Origin of the sequence: Rhizobium sp. BR 362 (assembly GCF_036528765.1) — a bacterium.
Classification (GTDB): domain Bacteria; phylum Pseudomonadota; class Alphaproteobacteria; order Rhizobiales; family Rhizobiaceae; genus Rhizobium.
Genome location: NZ_JARWGH010000010.1, coordinates 132,070 through 150,793 on the forward strand (window position 1 = coordinate 132,070; position 18,724 = coordinate 150,793).

Consider the following 18,724-nt stretch of genomic DNA (forward strand, 5'->3'; position numbering starts at 1 on the left):
TCACTCAGTGCGCTCTTAAGTCCACTCGTAAGAGCGCAAACTCACGGCAAAACTGCCAATTCACAAGGCGGTCCTCGCCGAAGGCGTACGTCAAAAGTATCCGTTGCGAGCGCCCCACAGCGAAGGGCATGCGGAGTATCAATCCAGACTAGGCGTCGTTGGCAGGGGCGCCCGGGTTAAAGCGCATCAGCTTGCAGTGCGCGTAAATGCTCTCGACCGCGAATGGGAGCGTACGCCAGGCATCTTTAAGGATGGTCTCAGATGGCTTTGGAAACGCTGTCGAGATCATTTCGATCAGATCGGGCCTTGTGCATTGAATGAGGATGCCCATGATTGGTTCGCCGGTCTGCTTTTGAGCGAACAGCGGTGCCCAATCTTCTAGGTTCAGGCTAATGGCGCCGAAGAAGCCGTCGGCCCAATCGCCCGCAAGCACTTCTTCCTCGTCAGTGCGCATCAACATCGGTGCATAGCGGCCGGGCGCTGTCAGTTGGTGGGCTATGAGGTTGTAATGATCGACGATCGTATCGATCACCGCCTGGATCTTGTTGCCGATGAACGCTCTCTTCTCGTGATCGCCGATAACATGGAACATCCAATCATTGGGTAGCAGGAAGATCGGGCCAGCCGCCAGGCCGGTCAGGAAGCCGTTCATCATCGAGACGCCGCGGCAAGGAGGTGCCGGCTCGACCTTGTCGAACCAGGCTTCCAACTGCTCGAGGGTCAGAAGTTTCGCACGCTTGGGTCGTTTCACGCTGCTACCGCCATATTCATATCGGCATGTTCTTGTTTCCAGTGCCAAGGCAGGCAACGCTCCAAGGAGGTCGACTTTATCTCGCCCGACACAATGCGTTCAAGCACGTCGTTGAGCCACGTATAGGGATCGAGGCCGTTCAACTTTGCGGTGGTTAGCAACGAACCCAAAATGGCCCACGTCTCGGCCCCGCCATCACTGCCGGCGAACAGACTGTTGACCCGCCCAAGCGCAATACTTCTCATATTACGCTCGACGGTATTGGAATCGACCTCAAGCCTGCCGTCATCCAGGAATAGGGTTAGGCCAGACCAGAGCCCAAGGGTGTACTTGATGGCGGATGCGACAGGGTCCTTGGCGGATATATCTTTGAGCGTATCCATCAGCAACGTTTTGAGATCAGCCATCAGGCCTTTGGTTTTCGCCTGACGGACCGACAGGCGATGCTCGGCGCTCGTGCCGCAGATTCTGGCTTCAATCGCATAGATCTCGGCCAGGCGCTCGATCACCGTTTTGGCCAGCTCGGATTTGTACTTCTTGTAGACATCCACAAACTTGCGACGCGCGTGGGCCAGACAATAGGCGAGTTTAATCGTTCCGGCTTTTCGGCCGGGCCGGGTCAAACTCTTATAAGCTTTATACGCATCGACTTGCAGAAGCCCGTTGTAGCTGGCCAGCTGCGACTGGATTTCCGCCTTGCCCCGACCTTGGGCAAACACATAGGCAACCGCAGGATACGCGGGACCGCTCCATGGGCGATCGTCCACCGCATGCGCCCAGAATTGACAGACCTTGGCGCGTTTCCGGCCCTTTTTCAGGACAGGCATCCGGGTCTCGTCCACAAACACCCGGCTATGACTGTGAATGTAAGCCAAGAGCTTGTCGTAGAGCGTTTTCAGCCACCAGGCTGACCGTTTCACCCAACCGCAGAGCGTTGATGTGTCCAAACGGACGCCTTGTCCTTTCAGCATTTGGACCTGGCGGTTGAGTGGCAGGTACCAGGCATATCGCCATACGACCACATTGCTGATCATGGCCGTCGTCGCCAAGCCGCCGTCGAACAAACGCGGTTTCGCTTTGGCTTGAACAATGCCACCTTCGCAAGCCCGGCAGGCATATTTCGGTCGCACGGTGCGCAGAACATAAAGCGTGGCCGGCCGTGACGCGAGGGCCTCGCTTTCTTCTTCACCAATGCGATGGAGTTGCCCCTGGCAGCAGGCACATTCCAAGGATGATGGCTCAATGATCTCAACGACGCGTTCAAGATGTTCAGGTAGGGCACCGAGGTTGCGGCGAGGCTGGGATTTGGAGCTTGCTTGACGCGGCGCCCTCGCGGGCTTTGGCTCATCGTTGGCCGCATCCACCGCAACGTCAAGCTCCGCATCGCCCAGATCGAGACGGATCTGCCCGTCGAGTACCGTAATGGACTTTTCCGACTTCTGCCTAAAAGGCTGGGCGTTGGCCGCCTTCAACATGCCCTTCAGACGCTCGATTTCAGCGTCTCTTTCCAGGACCATGCAGACCAGAATGTCTGGGTCCCGAGGCAAGTGTTGGCCACGGTTGAGCATGACCAAGAACTACCGCAAAACAGTTAAATTGTCCATGGATTACAATAAGATCATGCTATTTTTGTAGGACGCTTCACGGGCTTCTGCTCTACCTTTGTCCAGTCCAGACCATCTAACAAAAGCGCCATTTCGCTTGCGCTGAGATGAACAGCCCCGTCACGAACGGCAGGCCAGGTAAAGTGACGATCCTCCAAGACCTTGGTCAACAACACCATGCCACTGCCGTCCCAAGCCACCATCTTCAAACGATCGGGGCGTTTGCTGCGGAAGATATACACGTCGCCCGAATAAGGGTTCGCGCCAAGCGTAGTCGACACCAGCGCTGCCAAACCGTTTATGCCTTTCCTAAAATCGACCGGCTTGGAAGCAATCAGGATCCGTAAATCCGATCTAAGCGTGATCAAGCCGAACCCCGTATCGCGCTGAGCACCGTCCGCAACGTATGCTCATCAACGCCGCCTTCAATAACGACACAAGCGCCGTTCACCTCAACGCGAACGGTCAGCGTCTTCCCGAGAGATGGTTGAGGCTGTTCGTCACCAACTTTCACGATCGGTACGAAACGCATCTCCTCCGAATCCGATAAGCTTTCGCGGGCACAGCGGCGCCAGTAGTGCAACAGGCCTTGGCTGACGCCGTATTGACGCGCGACCGCAGAGATATTGGCGCCGGGCACAAAACTCGCCGCAGTGATCCTTGCCTTGTCCTCCGGGCTCCATCGACGGCGGCGATCTCCGCCGATGATAACCTCGACACGACGCGGACCCGGTCGAGCACGCTCTGCATCGCCTTGCGCATAGTGCTGATGACTGTCATCAGCACTATGCGCTACGCCCTTCTTCTCGCCGCCGAATGGCCCCAGATCCATCATTCCCACCTCGCAATCTCGAAAGATGGGTATTATGCGCGAACTGAAACTCAATAAAATGTGGGGCGGTCGCAACGCTTACCGTCAAAATCAGGCTGGGGAGCGCGGTCATGCTGTAAGCGGTTAGCCGACGGCGTCTGGTTTGAAGTTCCATGCTCCTGCTGATTCGTGTGTCGAATCAATAGGATTCAGAAAGTTGCACCGAAATTGCGGAAGAGCCCACTTATGGGGAAAATTCACGCGTCATTGACAGAGCGTGCGAGACATACATTGGAAGGACCGTCCCGCGAAGCACCATAGTGCGGCGGCCCATGTCGGCTGCGTAGACGACCATGTTCTCGGCAAACAGCCTCTCACACCCTAAAAAGGCGCTTGCAAATCTCGCTATTAGACGACGGCCTTACTTTGCAACCTCTCATCAACATACAAGGCTTGGGTCCCAATCTGCAATGAGCGACGCAGCAGAAAGTTCAAGACCAAGCTGACGCTTATCGGCAGGATTTGGCGGCGTGACAACTGGTGTGGAAATTCTAATTGGCAATATATTGCTTTGCGGAAGTAAATCGGCCTCGATCTGGGCAACAACCAGAAAACCTTTTTCAGTATCCATATGTCTCCAAGGTAGGATATTGCCATTCAAACTGATTTGGAGATTTTCAAACTGGTTCGGGCTCAAGACAGCAGTTACAAGCATGCAAAAATGCTTACGTGTGCGAGATTTCTTTCTGAAGTAAAAAATTGTGTCGCCATTGTTCGACGTCCAAATGCTGTTTTTTAGATCGTTTGTCTCTCTTGGCCAGATGTTGTCAGCGGGAATTCCGCGCGAAAAGTCAAGGCTCTCGGTGTCATTTGAATTTGAGTAAGCATTAATAATGGCGGCCGCTTGCGAAAGATCGAGGCGGCGGCGTACTTCATCCCACAATATTAAATCGAGCTCATTGAATCGTGCTATGGAGTTGAGGTCTCCGATGGAGAGACTGTCGAACTCGTCTTTAGTATTATATTTGTTCAGCGTCGAGTTGAAGGATAAACTAAGGTTAGAATCAGCAACTGCGCTTCCCAATGGGGAAACCAGAGACAAGTCATCCATCTCTAATATAAGATCAATCTGCTTCAGTTCCTCAAGTGCAACATGAAGTAATTTATCCGTGGGTGCCTGGGTCAAATCTGGCGAGGTTATGCTGGTTTCCCGAAGCCAATCCTCCCACAAAGTCTTTCCGACGAGCGTGCGAGTGATGACGTTGAAGTGTGATTCCAGCAACTCTCGTTTCGCATCAAAGAATTTAGCAACGCCGGCCAGCGAGGCTTGATGGATTTGGCGAAGTAGGTCCGTGGTAAGTTCTTCATTCCACCTGGTCGTCATTTTGTAATGAGAAAATGCCCTTTCGAAGGGATGCCGGAAAATGGCAAATTTTAATGGCGCCCATGGAAGCTGAGCATGATCGTTCGCACCAGGGTCATGCAACAGCTTCTTGTCGAAACATTGCCGCTCATCGACGCGGTAGCCATAGCGTTCCAAATAAATGAATTCATTCTCGGCTATGCAGGTCCGCAGAAAATGCTGAACACTCGTTCCTGCGCATTTATCGAAGTGATAATAATAAAGCTGCATGGTTTCTATATCACAACAACTTTGAGCTTGTTACGGAAATAGTATTCTCCAATTTCTCTGAAATTCAAGGCGTTATTCGTATATCTCTGTGAGTTTCCCGTGCTCAAGCGAGAAAACCCGTTTGCAAAATTGTCTGATGAGAGCTTCTGAATGCGAGGCGAAGACAAATATTCTCGCGCTACCAATCAGAGCTTTCATTCGCTCCTGTGCCTTTGCTTGAAAGGTTGCATCACCTGTGCCAAACATTTCGTCCACCAGCAAAATCTCGGGCCTAACTGCTGTGCTAACGGCAAACATCAATCGCATCTTCATGCCCGTGGAATAGGTATGGACGGGCAACTCCAAGAAGTCACCTAGTTCCGTGAATTCCTCAATACCGGGGGTCATTGCTGCAAGCTCGGCTTGGCTCGCACCAAGCAACATGCCCATCCTATAGATGTTTTCATACCCCGACAACTCTTCGTCCAAACCAGCTCCCAATTCGATAATGGTTGCTGTTCGACCCTCTCGCTCAATTGTCCCTGAGGTAGGGGCAAAGATACCAGCCATAGTACGCAACAAGGTGGTTTTTCCCGCGCCATTATGGCCTATTAGACCGATGGAATCACCGTCAGCGAGGCTAAAACTGACGTTATCAAGTGCTGTGACTGTAACAATGCTCGATTTGTCTTGCGACAGTATCCCGCCTGTTCCGATCTGCACAAGCTTGTTACGCAGAGACATGCTTTTTGCATTATAGATCGGATACTTGACGGTTACATTTTTGAATACCAAATGTGCCATTTTACACCCAGAATGCTATCCGGCCGTACTTGCGGCTAAGTATCCAGAGAGTTGTCGCAAATCCAGCCAAAAGGGCCACTGAAGAGAGGCCATATACGAAAAGGGGCGGCGCGACGCCTTCCAAAGGGTCACGAATTAACGTCACGAGATATGTGAATGGATTGGCCCAAGCAATATACCCAGCCATTGCAAGCTGCTGAGGTCTATAAATGACGGGCGTTATAAAGAACATCAGCGGCATAAACGCGGCGATAAGGGGACCTATGTCCCTGTATCTAGCACCTAAGAGACCAACAAGCGCATTTATCCAGAATAAATTGCCGAGAACTAAGATTATGCCAGGAATTAATAGGATCTGATGTGGGCCCAACGGTGGCGGAAAAAGCAAAAAGACTCCTATAACCACTAACAAGTTATGCGAGAAATTGATCGTTTGACGAATCAGAAGCTGAAGGGGGAAGATTAGGAGAGGCGTTTTCAAATTTCGAATGAGTTTCGCGTTTTGGACAAAGATCGACGATGCTTCCATTATGCAGCCCGCGATCAACTGCCAAACAATCAATCCTATCGAAAGTGAGGGTATGAAGGTCGCCTTATCAACATGTAGCAGTTCGCTCCAAACAAAACCCAAACCAACAACTCCGACTGCTGTACCGAGCACCAGCCAAAGTGGTCCAAGTATGCTGCGGCGATAACGCGCGCGCGTATCGCCCCAAGCAAAATAAAGTGCAAGCGGCAAGCGCCTAAGCGTTTCCACTAAGTCGCTCATGCCCTTTTTCGAGATTGAGGCCATGACTACTATTGGGCCGCCTCTTGACGAGGTATGCTCACATGAAAATTCATGCCAGGTATGTCATGCACATAAGTGAATGCCTGAGATTGATAGCTATATGCAGTCGATGACCCAACTGTTGGCGAGAGAGCGACCTCGCGACGCATTAACATTTCCGTTTTGGTGGCAATTTCAAGATAATTGCCGATATCAAAACGCAAGTAGTTGTTATAAGGAATTAGCTTGAAAAGCTCATCGAAGGCGAATGACGACGAACACAACACTCTTTTGCAAGCATCCATACAGATCGAGGCGATACCTGAGCCGTCCTGCCCATTCTCATAGTATGGCAACCACGCCATGTCGATCGCTCCAGCAACTTGCCAGAACGCATCGTCGTCCAGCTCACCAATAAAGAAGACGCGATCTCGCAATGATTTAGTCTTGGTAACGGTTGTTATCAGTTCATTCAAATAACGATCTGGCTTACCATCAGCTTTCAAAGTCTGAGGATGCTGCCTACCAAAAACCAACAGCTTATAATTGCTAGGCAGATACGTCATAGCCTTCAACGCATCCGAGTGCCCCTTATAGGAACTAATGTATCCAAACATTCCGATAAGAATATCGCTTTCAGGCAGCTGGAGTTCGGAGCGTAACTGTTCCAGAACTGCTCCGTTTGCTGAGAAGTTGCTAGGAATAATCTTCAAAGGATGAACGTCGACTCGAGTATAATTAAAAAATTGTTCGATTTGACGCTGCGCTCGACCAGTGTGAACGATCAATCGAAGATTGTTTTTAACAGCGTTCTTGATGACCTTTCTATTGATCTCAACATGTACGTTAGCTAACTTATTTGCGACAAATTCGCGCACAGCACTTCCAATCTGCAGCTTTATTAGCTTTTTTATTGCAGATCGCGCGCCGTATGGTGTTGATTCCATTAATCTCGGTGAATGTAGGGTAGCCGTTGTATTCGAGTTGGCAGCCATCAGCCGAGATGTGCGGCGAACGATGTCTGCGGGCAAGGTTCCAAATAGACCTGCCTCAAATTGAAGATTCACGGCGTCAAACGATTTCAACTGTTCGGCCAGTTGTTCAATATGTTTGTCGCCCTTTTTCCGGATAGTCGGGTTCGTCGACTGCAGAAGCTTCAGATCGAGCTCCACAACCTCGACGTCGACATCACTATAAAGTTCGATAGAGTCATGAAGAACTTTCGTGAAAGACGCATTGCCGCAACTTTCCGAATAGCTCGAAACTATAGCTAACCTGCTCATCGGCGTATATCTACCTGATTCTCTGCATACCACTTATAAGTGAATGCTAATCCGTCCTCTATCTTCACTTTGGGCTCGAAACCCAAGGCACTAAGCCTGGAATTATCGACTACTCGCCGCTTAATGCCAACCGGCTTATCTACTTCAAAATGGATTTCATCCACTTTGGCTACATGGGCAATGCAGCGTGTTATTCGCTCTATAGAAACAGCTTCGCCGCTTGAAATGTTGATTAGTGAGTCTGCGGACCGCGTCTCAGCACAGAAAATAACAGCTCTGGCGGCGTCTTCGGCGTGAAGAAAGTCGCGCTCGGCGCTACCGTCTCCCCAAACCTTAAGTGGGAGGTGACTACAAGAAGCTTGATGCGCCTTGGCTATCAATGAGGGTATAACATGCCCTCCATCGACGTCAAAGCGATCGTGACTGCCGTACAGGTTTGTGAATATTCCGTATGTGAATCGCATCCCGGTTTCTTCACCGAGAATACGAAGATAACCATACGCGTGGCGCTTGGCCATCGCGTATCCAAACTCTCCTGAGTGTGGAAGACCATTAAAGAATTGCTCCTCTTTCAGAGGCATTTCCACATATGGGTATGGGTAGGACGCGACGGTTCCAGCGAAGAAAAAATAGTCGACCGGATATTTGGCGATCGCACCAAAGATATTCTGGTTGATCGCAGAGTTTTCCAGAACCGACCTTAGCTGATTTTTCATGTTCCCTGCCAGGCCAAAGACAGTCGCGGCAAGATGAATAATAACGTTTGGACGGTGTTCCGCTAGGAAGCGTTCTGTGGCCACGGCATCTTGCAGATCCAACTCATTCCGTGTTGGAGCAAAAAGCGTTTCAGCTCCAAGCTCGCCAATTTGATTCACTACAGCCCGTCCGAGCACTCCGCGCGCTCCCGTCACCAAGCAACGGGATCCTCGCAAAGCCGAGATCGGCGGCAGGCCGGGCAAGAATGTCGGTTGCGCCTTACTCAGGTCTTGCATAGTATTTATAACCGCTACTTTGAATGAGACGCTCGCGCTCTGCAATTTTCAGATCTTCTCGCACCATTTCGGATACGAGCTCACCAAAACTTATCTTTGGAACCCACCCTAGTTTTTGCTTTGCCTTTGTTGCATCACCAAGAAGAGTCTCCACCTCCGCGGGTCTGAAATAACGGGGATCGACGGACACGATGCACTCATTGGTTTCGACATCGTATCCTTTTTCATTGATGCCTTCCCCTTCCCAGCGAATGCCCATCCCAAGCTCGCCTGCGGCAATGCTCACAAATTCTCGAACGGAGTGCTGCTCTCCGGTAGCTATGACAAAGTCTTCCGGTTGGTTCTGTTGAAGCATCATCCACTGCATTTCAACGTAGTCTTTTGCATGACCCCAGTCTCTCAGAGAATCCAAATTTCCAAGAAACAGCTGCTTTTGTGCGCCCAGTCTAATCCTCGCCAACGCGCGCGTAATTTTGCGCGTCACAAATGTCTCACCACGTATTGGGGATTCATGATTAAATAAAATGCCGTTACACGCATAGATGCCATAGGACTCGCGGTAATTTACGGTGATCCAATATGCGTAGAGCTTTGCGACTGCATAAGGGGAACGAGGGTAGAACGGGGTGGTTTCTCTCTGCGGGATTTCCTGAACGAGACCATATAGCTCTGACGTCGAGGCCTGATAAAAGCGCGTTTTCTTTTGCAGGCCGAGAATTCTGATGGCTTCGAGAATGCGCAGAGCGCCGAGTGCGTCGGAATTCGCGGTATATTCCGGCTCCTCAAACGAGACGGCAACATGGCTTTGCGCTGCAAGATTATAAATCTCATCTGGCTGAACTAATTGGATGATCCGCATCAAACTGGAAGAATCCGTAAGGTCGCCGTGATGCAATGTGAGATCCACCCCTTCTTCATGGGGGTCGTGATAGAGGTGGTCAATGCGATCTGTATTAAAGAGCGACGTGCGTCGCTTCAAACCATGCACAGAATAGCCTTTGTTCAGCAGGAATTCCGCAAGATAGGCTCCATCCTGTCCGGTAATACCTGTTATGAGCGCAACTTTCTTAGTCAAATTTGAAACTCCGCGATTTTGTTTCTTTGTGACGACACGCCAATCAAAAGTTTAGGGTATCCTGCATTTGGTCGTGCGTTAGATGGTTTTCGATCTCACACAGCGATCAATTAACCACCATGCATCGGCACTGGCGGCACAGCACGCCAGGTTTTGCGTTCTATTAGCCAAGGCCGAGGGCCGAAGCAACCCGTGAATCGAGTGAGACTTGTTTATAATGTCGGTTGACCGATCTCTATTGCAACGATTTCATTGAAGTTGATGTACTTGCGTTCAACCGCAAGTCACGGCGGCCAGGTGGTGTGTAGCTGAAAAACAAACGGCGGCTCTATTTAATTCGCCATGACAGGGTGGCAAAAAGCCATACAGCGCCCGCTCGGTGGTGTCGTTTGCTAGGTAGATCCGGCTACCGTCTCCGCCAGCCCAGGCGCAGACGTTGCCGCGACGACGTCTATCGCAGCAAATTGCGGAGCGGACGCTTCTAATAGTTCGCGGAGCTGTTTGCGCCAGCGGAACATGCTTTGCATGGGTGCCGGCCGAACGGGCGATCTCCGACGCACTGGCATTCGGTTCAAATGTCGCCGGGACCAGCCGCTATTTGTCCCACCGCCGACGCCGCTCGACCGATACGATCACCTTAACCTGATACTTCGCCATACGATTATTCCTAGCGCATGCACTAGGACTTGCGGCTTCTACCTATTCTCGGAAGACGGTCGTCACCTTGCGGATACATTGCAGCAATAGATCATTTTAAAAATAAAGGGTATTGCTCTCAAGACGCGAATGATCTAGCCGGTCTCGGACATGACAGATGGAGAGTCTATTGCAGTCGGGAAGCCTTTACAAAATTGGTGAGAGCGATCAACGCCCCTGGGGAACGTGGCATGTACTCGATATGGGTGACCTCCATGTCGTTAAGCGAATTGTAGTGAACCCAGGTGAGCGGCTTTCGTTGCAATATCACAACTACCGCTCGGAGCATTGGGTGGCGGTGTCTGGACAAGGCATGGTTGAGCTCAATGGAATGGAACGGATCTTCCAGTATGGAGATACAGTTGACATTCCTCTTAAGGCGACACATCGGGTTTCTTGTGTAGGGGACAAGCCGCTAGTCTTCATTGAAATTCAGTATGGTGAAGTGCTCGACGAAAACGATATCATTCGGCTGGGTGATGATTACAATCGTGTTTAACGTTCGCCAGGCAGATGCGACCGTCGCCGAGGAAGGACGTGAAGCCGTCCCAGCGCTTCAGCATGTAGTCGATCGGCTCGGCAACCAGAGAGCTGCGCGACAGCTTTGCCCGCTCGCAGCTACGCCAGTCTTGAAGTTCGTCGATGAGTGGACGGCTGTCCTGCTGGCGTCGTGCTAATCGTTCATTGGGAGATAGTCCCTAACCCTGGGGTTCGGGATATGGATCGGTGTATCGGGACAATATCCGTGAAAAAAAGCAGCAGAACGGCTCTTAGCGGACGCTTACCAAAGGAGCGCGTGGTCAGACGCATACCGAGCATTTCATGTCCGCGGGCTTGATGACGTAGACAGGATACAATCGCTTTCGCATGAAGTTCGCTAACTATCTCTGGAGATCTCGACTGTATTTAGATAGCGTGATTTTGGGTGACAGGGATCGTGTGAAAAAAAATCAAATCGCTCTTGTAATTTGCTAGTGGCACGGGTAGATGACACTCACTGAACGCGAGGGAGATATTATGCTCCCAGCGATAAGGGCGATTAGCTCAGTTGGTAGAGCGCCTCGTTTACACCGAGGATGTCGGGAGTTCGAGTCTCTCATCGCCCACCATTTACTTGAAAATTAAGCATTAATTCTTTCATTTTTCGGGAAACTAAGAAGGCAAAACGCGCCTTTATACGTTCCAGTCGAGAGATATTACACGCCACAATCAATATGGCGATTACGCGGTCCAGATGCAAAGCATCGAGACCGCGGGGAAGTCGCCGTTAAATAGTCGGCCGTGAAGAACTCGGAAGCTGCTGATTTGACGTAAGAATCGAGGGATCTGCAGATCTTCTAATTGCAGGAAACGGCGGCGGAACGGGCTGTTTCCTTGCAAAATCAGTTTGAGGTTTCCTTGGTTGGCGAAGCGTGATTCACTGGGTTTCTCGCGGTGAATCGGAGAGCCAGGAATGGGTAAACCACGCGAACGGCGCGAAACGGGTGAACAGGATTTATTCCGCTCCCGGCTCGACCAGATCATCAACATGAAGCACGAACTGGTGCGTCTGGCGCGGGCTATCGACTGGCCGGTGTTAGAAGTCCACTTCGGCACGGTCTATTCGGACGGGGCGGGCATGCCGCCATTGCCGACGCGGCTGATGGCGGGGCTGGCCATTCTGAAGCACACGTTCAACCTGTCGGACGAGGCGTTGTGCGAGCGCTGGTTGGAGAACCCCTACTTTCAGTACCTGTGCGGCGAGGAGTTCTTTCGGCACGACCTGTCGTTCGACCGCTCCTCGATGACGCGCTGGCGCCAGCGCATGGGCGAGGAGCGGATCGCCGCCCTCTTGCAGGAGAGCCTGGCCGTGGCAGTCAAGACAGGCGCGATGAAGCCGCAGGATACGCGGCAGGTGATCGTGGACACCACCGTTCAGCCGAAGAACGTCATGTTCCCGACGGATGCCAAGCTCATTCACCGGGCGCGCGAACGGCTGGTGCGACTGGCGAAGAAAATGGGGCTCGACCTGCGCCAGACCTATGTGCGGGTCGGTAAATTCGCCCTGATCCAGCACCAGCGCTACGCTCATGCGAAGCAATTCAAACGAGCCGGCAAGGCGCTGCGCAAGTTGAAGACTTATCTCGGCCGGACCGTTCGCGACATCGAGCGGCAAATCGCGGGTGACGAACAACTCGAYGCGATCTTCAAATGGTCGCTCTATCAGGCAAAAACAGTGATCGAGCAGCGGCAACGTCAGCGTGGCCGCAAGATCTACAGCCTGCACGCCGACGAGGTCGAGTGCATTGGCAAAGGCAAGGCGCACAAGCCCTACGAGTTCGGAGTGAAGGTGTCCGTGGCCACGACACTGAACCGTTCAAAGGGCGGGCAGTTCGCCCTGCACGCGACGGCGCTGCCCGGCAATCCCTACGACGGCCACACGCTCGCGACCGTCATTCCGGATATGGAAAAGATGATCGGCAACGAGCTCTCCCGCATTCTGGCCGATGCTGGATACCGCGGCCACAATGCTCCCGAAAGTCACAAGCTGAAGGTCTTCACCAGCGGTCAGAAGCGCCGCATCACACCCGCCATCAAACGCCAGATGCGACGACGATCGGCGGTCGAACCCGTCATTGGACACCTCAAGAGCGAACACAGAATGGACCGRAATTATCTCGCGGGCGAACAGGGGGATGCCGTCAATGCCGTTCTGGCCGCCGCCGGATACAACTTCTCTCTCCTGCTGCGATGGTTCAGGAAGCTTTTGCGTCTGTTCGCCGCACTCTTCATCACGTTCCAGAGCCGACCAATACCCCAGCAAACTCCCTGAAAGCGAGTTATTCACGATCGACTAAATACAAGATCGACGGTAAAACCGACTTCATATTAAGTTATTGCAGACAATTTATTAGAAAATCTGCCTCCTCAGCGCCACCGCAACCATAAGGGCAATAAAGATCATGGTTCTATTTAGAGACGTAATCGCCATCTTAAGGCTAGAAAGGTGAGCGCATATGGCGCCTGTTTGATCGCTCAGCAACTTTTGAAGCTCCTCGAAGCCGGCCTTCTCCTCATCGAGAAAATGTTCCGCGGAGCTTTCATCTCTGCCTCTCGCTTTCACGTTAATGTTCACTGCACTGTTCCCTAAAAATATGCGCTATACAGTTGGCAACATATCGACGAATCATGTCACCAAGATCAACGTAACGAACAATGCGCTGCCGCGCGATGAATTAAGCGCAGAGCATGATCGAACCGCCTAAATGCACTCATCGGCACTTCGTCTAGGCTGCAAGAATGCACCCGCGTCTTCTGGCGACCAAGTGGTTCCTCCAGATCGTCAATGCCCTCTATGAACGCGGCGTTATGATCCCTCACGTCAAACTGAGGATTTGCCGCAAGGAAAGAGGTCTTCGTAATCCGGTCGTCGCTACCCGCGATCAACCAGTTATTGTGCTGCGCCGTTGTCATTCGGATCGAGAGTCTTGTTGCCGACACCGCCAAGTGTCGAACTCATACCGGAGCCCACATCACTCCGCCTGCCTAAACGCCGCCATCAAAACCGCGCGGTAGGCCGCCGAAAAATGGCCATCTCTTCTTGTTGGCACGTCGGCATATTGGGGGAGCTTTACTTTGGCGCTTCGGGGTCAAATTCGTTCGCCGTTGACGTTGCCTTCTTTGTTTTTCCTCAGCATCCAAAGCGATCCCGGCAGTATGATGCGCCAGATCTGGCCAAATATGCAAGAAGGCCATTTTCCGCTCGTCATGACGACTTTTGGCGAGACACGAGGAATAACGCCCCCGATCCGACGGGGATCGATATGTTGGTGTGGTTGCATTGGAACCATTAGGAGGGAAGCGTCCGTGGAAACGGTCAACTTTTTCGATATGCCCGTCAAGACGACAAAATTCCTGCCTATGGGCCTTTTTCTGCCAGACGTTGAGCAGCTTCAGTCGCTCGATTCTTCAGCAATTCGAGCTGAGCTTGGCATGCGGCCTCAACGCGAGCTATCAGGTCTGCTACGCGTTCAGCAAGCCAAGTAAGCGCTTCACGACTTATGCGAAAGTGTTTTGAGTAGCGTGCTTTTACATATGCCTCGTTGATCACGTTAAACCATGCGCCAAAGCGGTGTTGATCGCTTGGCCAGACCTTAGCAAGTTGCGGTGCTTGCCCTTCTGCAAGCCCACGCAAATGCCTAAGATTGTGGGAGGGAGGGCTGTAACCGGTAAGCACAAGTAGAAGAGTAGCATAGGCCTGTTCTATCGCCTGATGAAGCTCGAAAGCAGCATGGCTGTTTGCCTGTTGATCTCGATAGAATATGGCACCTTTGCTAAACGTTGAACTCCGATGCAATCCCACCTCAAAATACTCCTTGGCAATCCGATATGCCTCAGCCGGTGAGCGAGGCCTTGGCTCGGCCAGTGGCTCGTCGTCAAGCTCGTAAAGCACAATACCGTCGCGGCGAATGTCGACGAAGAAATATATCCCTAGCTTGAGCTGCGTGTTGGCCTCTCGGCGGGAATGTACGATGAACCTGACGGGTGTTTCGACCTCTGGCAGGTGGATAAGCCTGTCGTCTGCTTTGCGCCAATATTTGGCGAAATCAGTGAGCTTACGATTGTTGACCACGATCAGAATGTCAAAATCCGAGCGGTATCCTTTCGTGGTGTGTGGCTCATCGACCCAGCCGCCGCGGGCATAGGATCCGAACAAGATGATTTTCAAGATCCGGCCACGCTTCTTAAAGTCTGCCGTGGCACCTTTCAATGCATCCTCGAATTCCTCGTGAAGCACGTCCACAACACGGGCGAGTTCGCGCTGTTTGATTGGCGGCAAATGATCGATGCTGGACTTCATCGGTAATGGCGGATCTTTCTTTGGCATGAAAAAGACATAAAGGAGGTTGCGCCCCGAATCCATAGACTGCTTAAAGCGCGTGAGAAATGCAAGAAAAATGTTGCAACAAAATTCGATAATTAATATTGGCACGACTTCGTATGGCAATATAAAATCTGCGCTGGATCGCGGAGATTTCGGCGATATTGTAGCACATTTGCCGGAATTGGCATTGATTTGATGCAACACTATTTGGGTTATCGCCGAGATTCTCTACCCACCTAAAAAAGAGAGGGGCTGCCGCAGGAATCCCCCGGTTCCTTCTTGCTCGCATAACGCCGAGATTACAATGCACGTCCCAGAGGAATTGGCCGTATAGCAAGCAGCAATTCATTTCTTCTCGACAGGTTCGTGACAGAGACAGAATAACCGGTACGGTGTTGGGCTCGAACAGCGCGTTCCTGCAGTTGCAAGCACGCTCCCTCTCTCATCAACCCGCTCTAGCGTGCAGCTTAGCCGGGCAGGAATTGCGCCATCCGCTGGCCGTGTATCATCACGGCGAGCAACGGCATTTCGCGGTACAACGACGGGTCAACTTGCGCCTACGGTCGGAGCTAATCGCTCACGCGACCAGAAGCCCCTGTCGTTCGGTAAGCGTGATCTCAGCGCGCGTTCCGGCGGTTGAACTCCAAAAAATCCGACTCAATACCATCGCTGAAGAGAACCCCATTCTCCGGCGTTTCGGAAAGGATGGTCAAAGACGCTGCCTAAGAAACAACGCCAGTGACAATGCTTGCACCAGTGGTTCGGCTGGGGAAAAGTTCGCGGACAAAATATCTGAGGTGGTTCGCGTCTCAAGAGAAGGACATATCCAGCTCGGCCTCGCCGGGTTTGACGCCGAGCGCGCTGGCCGCGCCGACCCAACCCGAATAGAGGCTCTTAAGCCAGCCGGTTGAGCCCACCCCTGCCGAGACAATGATCACGCTGGAGGACTGACGTTCCTTGCGCTCCTCGGCGCGCAGCACATAGCGCGCTGAAACGTGGCTTCGCGGCCTGATATCGATCATTGTAAAGGAGCTCACTCGGATGTTACGAGGACGCGTTCCGACGTGTTACTGCTGGTGGTGAGATCGATGCGATGGCGTGTCACGAATTCCGACATGGCGTAATCTTCGACTACATTTGCCTCGATATTCGCGATCGTCGTCCTCATCTTCTCCTCCAGCTTGTCGTGTGAGGCAGCAAAATTCGAGCTTCGCTGCATTTTCGTCCGCATCTCCTCCTCTGACTTGCTGTAGTAGTGGTTAAGCTGCAAGAACTGGTTGGAATAGAAGGCCGGAGATTTACGGCCTTTGCGCGTGAAGCGGTGCCCGGCGTCGTTCACCGTCAGATCTCCGAATTCGCGTGTCTTGAATTGATGGATACTGACTTCGACGACCTCACATGGGTCGACGATGCATTTGAAATTAGTGGAATGTTCTTTGGGGCTTAGCGGCTCGGCGCCACGCTTGGTATAATTCAACAAAACGGGCCCTTCCGGTTTTGTTTTGTGTCCACTCGTACCAAACATGTGCCAGGGCAGGGACACATTGGGGAAGTCTCCCGTGGCTGCCAGCGCTTCTTCGATGGTCGTGCTTTTTTCGGCAGGAGAAATTCGTCTGCGTCGATGAATGCCATCCGCCGAAAGGCGTTGCGTATCCATCCGAGCAGGCTTTCGATTACCCACATCCACTACAGGCGAGGTTGCATCCGATGAATCGTCTGTGATTCTGTCTGTGACGCCGAATCACGGAGGCGTCGCAGATGAGCGAGGATATGGAAGCTGGCGAAGCGGGCTTGGCGATGAGATCATTTCATCGGGTCTGCCAGACAAACGCCTGGCGCGCCGGATGCACCGACTTCTTGACCAGATGACGTCAGCACCTGGTCACCCCATCCCGGCGGCGTGTGGCGACTGGGCTGCGACGAAAGCGGCCTACCGGTTCTTCGACAATCCACGGGTTACAGAGCACGGCGTGCTGGCTGGCCATTTTGCTGCGACCGTCAGACGCTGCGCAGACAATGAAGGTCCGATCCTGATCGTGCAGGACACCACAGAGTTCACTTACAGCCGTACGCGGCTGGGCAAGATCGGCTTCACCAAGACCATTAACGCCGGGGCTTATAAGGCAGGGCGATCCTACCCGGTAACGTTGTGTGGAATGTTGATGCATTCGAGCCTGGCGTTAACGCTGGAAGGCACGCCGCTTGGGCTGACTGCAGCGAAATTCTGGACACGTACGAAGTACAAAGGAACCTGGACGCTCAAGCGCCATGTCAATCCCACACGCGTTCCGATCGAGACGAAGGAAAGCTATCGTTGGCTGGAGAACCTGCGCCAGTCAATGGCGCTGGTCGGAACACCGGAACGCTGTGTGCATGTGGCCGACCGCGAGAGCGATATCTACGAACTGTTCTGCCTCGCGCAGGATCTCGGCACGCGCTTTCTGGTGCGGGTGCAGACCAACCGATTGGCGGCCGAGCCGACCGGCTACGAGCCGAAACCGGGATCGCATCGGGTCTTCGCCCAGCTCTCGGCAGAGCCTTGGGTAGGATGCCATTGTGTCAAGATCGGCCAGAATGAAACCGCGCGCCTGCATGTGAAATTTGCCACCATCGAAACCCTACCGCCCAAAGGCAAGCGGAAGCGCTACGCACCCCAGCTTCTCACCTACATCCATGCTCTTGAGATCGATCCGCCGGCAGACCGTGCCGCCGATCGACTGGAAGCTGGTGACCAATCTGCCTGTCGACGATATCACCGCCGCCATCGAGAAACTTGAATGGTACGCCTTGCGCTGGAAAATCGAGGTCTTTCACAAGGTGATGAAATCCGGCTGCGGCGCCGAAAAGGCAAGGCTCGAGACCGCAGATCGATTGGCGAAGTTCCTTGCCCTCATTGCGGTGGTCAGTTGGCGGATATTTTTCCTCACCATGTCTGCGCGGGAAAAGCCCGAGGCGGACCCGGAGACAATTCTTACCCCGGCTGAAATCGCGACACTCGACAGCATCGATGCAGCGCGCCCTACGCCGCGCATCCTGCGCAGGACCCTTGCCTCCTATTTGCTGCAGATCGCCATGCTCGGTGGCTACCTCGCTCGCAAGCACGATCCTCCTCCCGGAAACATGGTCGTATGGCGAGGCCTGACCCGCCTCAATGACATCGCATTTGGCATCTCCATCGGAACGCGCCGACAATGTGGGTAATCGAAAGCCGAGCAGGTCCGAGCAGGACCGCGGGATTTTGGGCGGCGCGCGTGGTAATGTCGGTTCATGGAGATTGATGAGGACAAGATCGACGATGCAGTTTTGGCGCTGTTATGGCTGACGCTGCATAACGAGCGTTGCGCCTGGAAGGGTTTCGACTGGGCAACGACGGATCGGCTTCACAAGAAGGGCATGATCGGCGACCCAGTCAATAAGGCGAAGTCATTGGTCCTGACCGATGAGGGCTTGGAGCGTTCGGAAG

At 52.7% G+C, this 18,724-nt stretch carries 18 protein-coding genes, 1 tRNA gene and 1 pseudogene; 6 read left to right on the forward strand and 14 right to left on the reverse strand.

Annotated features, from left to right (window positions below; all coding sequences use genetic code 11):
• Positions 1-148: 148 nt before the first annotated feature.
• The 10 genes from QDY28_RS16025 to gmd all read right to left on the reverse strand — a co-directional run bounded on the left by QDY28_RS16025 (position 149) and on the right by gmd (position 9,701).
• Positions 149-751 (reverse strand): YecA/YgfB family protein, encoded by a 603-nt coding sequence (locus QDY28_RS16025; RefSeq protein WP_331382653.1) that lies wholly within the window; start codon positions 749-751, stop codon positions 149-151.
• On the reverse strand, positions 748-2,319 hold the full coding sequence (gene tnpC, locus QDY28_RS16030) for an IS66 family transposase (RefSeq protein ID WP_331382684.1): 1,572 nt from the start codon (positions 2,317-2,319) through the stop codon (positions 748-750). Before tnpC ends, QDY28_RS16025 begins: the two co-directional genes overlap by 4 nt.
• A gap of 50 nt (positions 2,320-2,369) precedes the next feature.
• The gene (gene tnpB, locus QDY28_RS16035) at positions 2,370-2,723 is read right to left on the reverse strand and encodes an IS66 family insertion sequence element accessory protein TnpB (RefSeq protein ID WP_331382654.1); all 354 of its coding nucleotides are present in this window, start codon (positions 2,721-2,723) and stop codon (positions 2,370-2,372) included.
• Positions 2,720-3,190, reverse strand: coding sequence for an IS66-like element accessory protein TnpA (gene tnpA, locus QDY28_RS16040; RefSeq protein ID WP_331382655.1), 471 nt, complete (start codon positions 3,188-3,190; stop codon positions 2,720-2,722). Before tnpA ends, tnpB begins: the two co-directional genes overlap by 4 nt.
• A gap of 415 nt (positions 3,191-3,605) precedes the next feature.
• Positions 3,606-4,799, reverse strand: a complete 1,194-nt coding sequence (locus tag QDY28_RS16045; RefSeq protein WP_331382656.1) for a hypothetical protein — start codon at positions 4,797-4,799, stop codon at positions 3,606-3,608.
• Between the two features lie 72 nt (positions 4,800-4,871).
• Complete coding sequence (locus QDY28_RS16050; protein ID WP_331382657.1) at positions 4,872-5,582, reverse strand: ABC transporter ATP-binding protein; 711 nt, start codon at positions 5,580-5,582, stop codon at positions 4,872-4,874.
• 1 nt (position 5,583) lies between these two features.
• Complete coding sequence (locus tag QDY28_RS16055; RefSeq protein ID WP_331382658.1) at positions 5,584-6,351, reverse strand: ABC transporter permease; 768 nt, start codon at positions 6,349-6,351, stop codon at positions 5,584-5,586.
• Between the two features lie 29 nt (positions 6,352-6,380).
• Entirely contained in the window at positions 6,381-7,634 is a 1,254-nt protein-coding gene (locus tag QDY28_RS16060) for a glycosyltransferase (RefSeq protein WP_331382659.1), read from the reverse strand.
• Complete coding sequence (locus QDY28_RS16065) at positions 7,631-8,626, reverse strand: NAD-dependent epimerase/dehydratase family protein (protein ID WP_331382660.1); 996 nt, start codon at positions 8,624-8,626, stop codon at positions 7,631-7,633. The genes QDY28_RS16060 and QDY28_RS16065 overlap by 4 nt, the downstream gene beginning before the upstream one ends.
• On the reverse strand, positions 8,610-9,701 hold the full coding sequence (gene gmd / locus QDY28_RS16070; protein ID WP_331382661.1) for a GDP-mannose 4,6-dehydratase: 1,092 nt from the start codon (positions 9,699-9,701) through the stop codon (positions 8,610-8,612). The genes QDY28_RS16065 and gmd overlap by 17 nt, the downstream gene beginning before the upstream one ends.
• Before the next feature lie 826 nt (positions 9,702-10,527).
• Here gmd and QDY28_RS16075 point away from each other — a divergent pair.
• Positions 10,528-10,896, forward strand: a complete 369-nt coding sequence (locus QDY28_RS16075) for a phosphomannose isomerase type II C-terminal cupin domain (RefSeq protein ID WP_331382662.1) — start codon at positions 10,528-10,530, stop codon at positions 10,894-10,896.
• A 1-nt stretch (position 10,897) separates the two neighbouring features.
• Here the strand turns inward: QDY28_RS16075 and QDY28_RS16080 are convergent.
• Positions 10,898-11,095, reverse strand: a pseudogene (locus tag QDY28_RS16080) (IS66 family transposase); the annotation flags it as partial.
• Positions 11,096-11,430: 335 nt separating this feature from the next.
• Between QDY28_RS16080 and QDY28_RS16085 the strand changes: the two are divergent.
• Positions 11,431-11,506 (forward strand) — tRNA-Val (locus tag QDY28_RS16085).
• Positions 11,507-11,850: 344 nt separating this feature from the next.
• Complete coding sequence (locus QDY28_RS16090; RefSeq protein ID WP_331382663.1) at positions 11,851-13,209, forward strand: IS5 family transposase; 1,359 nt, start codon at positions 11,851-11,853, stop codon at positions 13,207-13,209.
• 1,086 nt (positions 13,210-14,295) lie between these two features.
• Here the strand turns inward: QDY28_RS16090 and QDY28_RS16095 are convergent.
• The 3 genes from QDY28_RS16095 to QDY28_RS16105 form a co-directional block, all read right to left on the reverse strand.
• A complete protein-coding gene (locus QDY28_RS16095; protein ID WP_331382685.1) occupies positions 14,296-15,237 on the reverse strand; it encodes a nucleotidyltransferase and HEPN domain-containing protein in 942 nt (313 codons plus the stop codon).
• 833 nt (positions 15,238-16,070) lie between these two features.
• The gene (locus QDY28_RS16100) at positions 16,071-16,283 is read right to left on the reverse strand and encodes a hypothetical protein (protein WP_331382664.1); all 213 of its coding nucleotides are present in this window, start codon (positions 16,281-16,283) and stop codon (positions 16,071-16,073) included.
• Between the two features lie 11 nt (positions 16,284-16,294).
• Positions 16,295-16,918 carry a glycosyltransferase family 92 protein gene (locus QDY28_RS16105; protein WP_331382665.1) on the reverse strand — a complete coding sequence of 208 codons (624 nt, stop codon included), beginning with the start codon at positions 16,916-16,918 and terminating at the stop codon, positions 16,295-16,297.
• A 73-nt stretch (positions 16,919-16,991) separates the two neighbouring features.
• On the opposite strand from QDY28_RS16105, the gene QDY28_RS16110 reads away from it, so the two are divergent.
• From QDY28_RS16110 to QDY28_RS16120, 3 genes are all read left to right on the forward strand, one after another.
• Positions 16,992-18,038: an IS4/Tn5 family transposase DNA-binding protein gene (locus QDY28_RS16110; protein WP_331382666.1), complete on the forward strand. Its 1,047-nt coding sequence runs from the start codon at positions 16,992-16,994 to the stop codon at positions 18,036-18,038.
• Positions 17,989-18,462 (forward strand): IS4 family transposase, encoded by a 474-nt coding sequence (locus QDY28_RS16115; RefSeq protein ID WP_331382667.1) that lies wholly within the window; start codon positions 17,989-17,991, stop codon positions 18,460-18,462. The genes QDY28_RS16110 and QDY28_RS16115 overlap by 50 nt, the downstream gene beginning before the upstream one ends.
• Positions 18,463-18,528: 66 nt before the next feature.
• Positions 18,529-18,724: DUF6429 family protein (locus QDY28_RS16120; protein ID WP_331382668.1), on the forward strand; the 196-nt coding region annotated here is incomplete at its 3' end.

Bases quoted from the DNA above. Each gene is read 5' to 3' on its own strand.
- tnpC (WP_331382684.1), bottom strand. From the start codon at position 2,319: ATGCTCAACCGTGGCCAACACTTGCCTCGGGACCCAGACATTCTGGTC.
- tnpA (WP_331382655.1), bottom strand. From the start codon at position 3,190: ATGATGGATCTGGGGCCATTCGGCGGCGAGAAGAAGGGCGTAGCGCAT.
- QDY28_RS16045 (WP_331382656.1), bottom strand. From the start codon at position 4,799: ATGCAGCTTTATTATTATCACTTCGATAAATGCGCAGGAACGAGTGTT.
- QDY28_RS16050 (WP_331382657.1), bottom strand. From the start codon at position 5,582: ATGGCACATTTGGTATTCAAAAATGTAACCGTCAAGTATCCGATCTAT.
- QDY28_RS16055 (WP_331382658.1), bottom strand. From the start codon at position 6,351: ATGAGCGACTTAGTGGAAACGCTTAGGCGCTTGCCGCTTGCACTTTAT.
- QDY28_RS16060 (WP_331382659.1), bottom strand. From the start codon at position 7,634: ATGAGCAGGTTAGCTATAGTTTCGAGCTATTCGGAAAGTTGCGGCAAT.
- QDY28_RS16065 (WP_331382660.1), bottom strand. From the start codon at position 8,626: ATGCAAGACCTGAGTAAGGCGCAACCGACATTCTTGCCCGGCCTGCCG.
- QDY28_RS16095 (WP_331382685.1), bottom strand. From the start codon at position 15,237: ATGAAGTCCAGCATCGATCATTTGCCGCCAATCAAACAGCGCGAACTC.
- QDY28_RS16100 (WP_331382664.1), bottom strand. From the start codon at position 16,283: ATGATCGATATCAGGCCGCGAAGCCACGTTTCAGCGCGCTATGTGCTG.
- QDY28_RS16105 (WP_331382665.1), bottom strand. From the start codon at position 16,918: ATGGATACGCAACGCCTTTCGGCGGATGGCATTCATCGACGCAGACGA.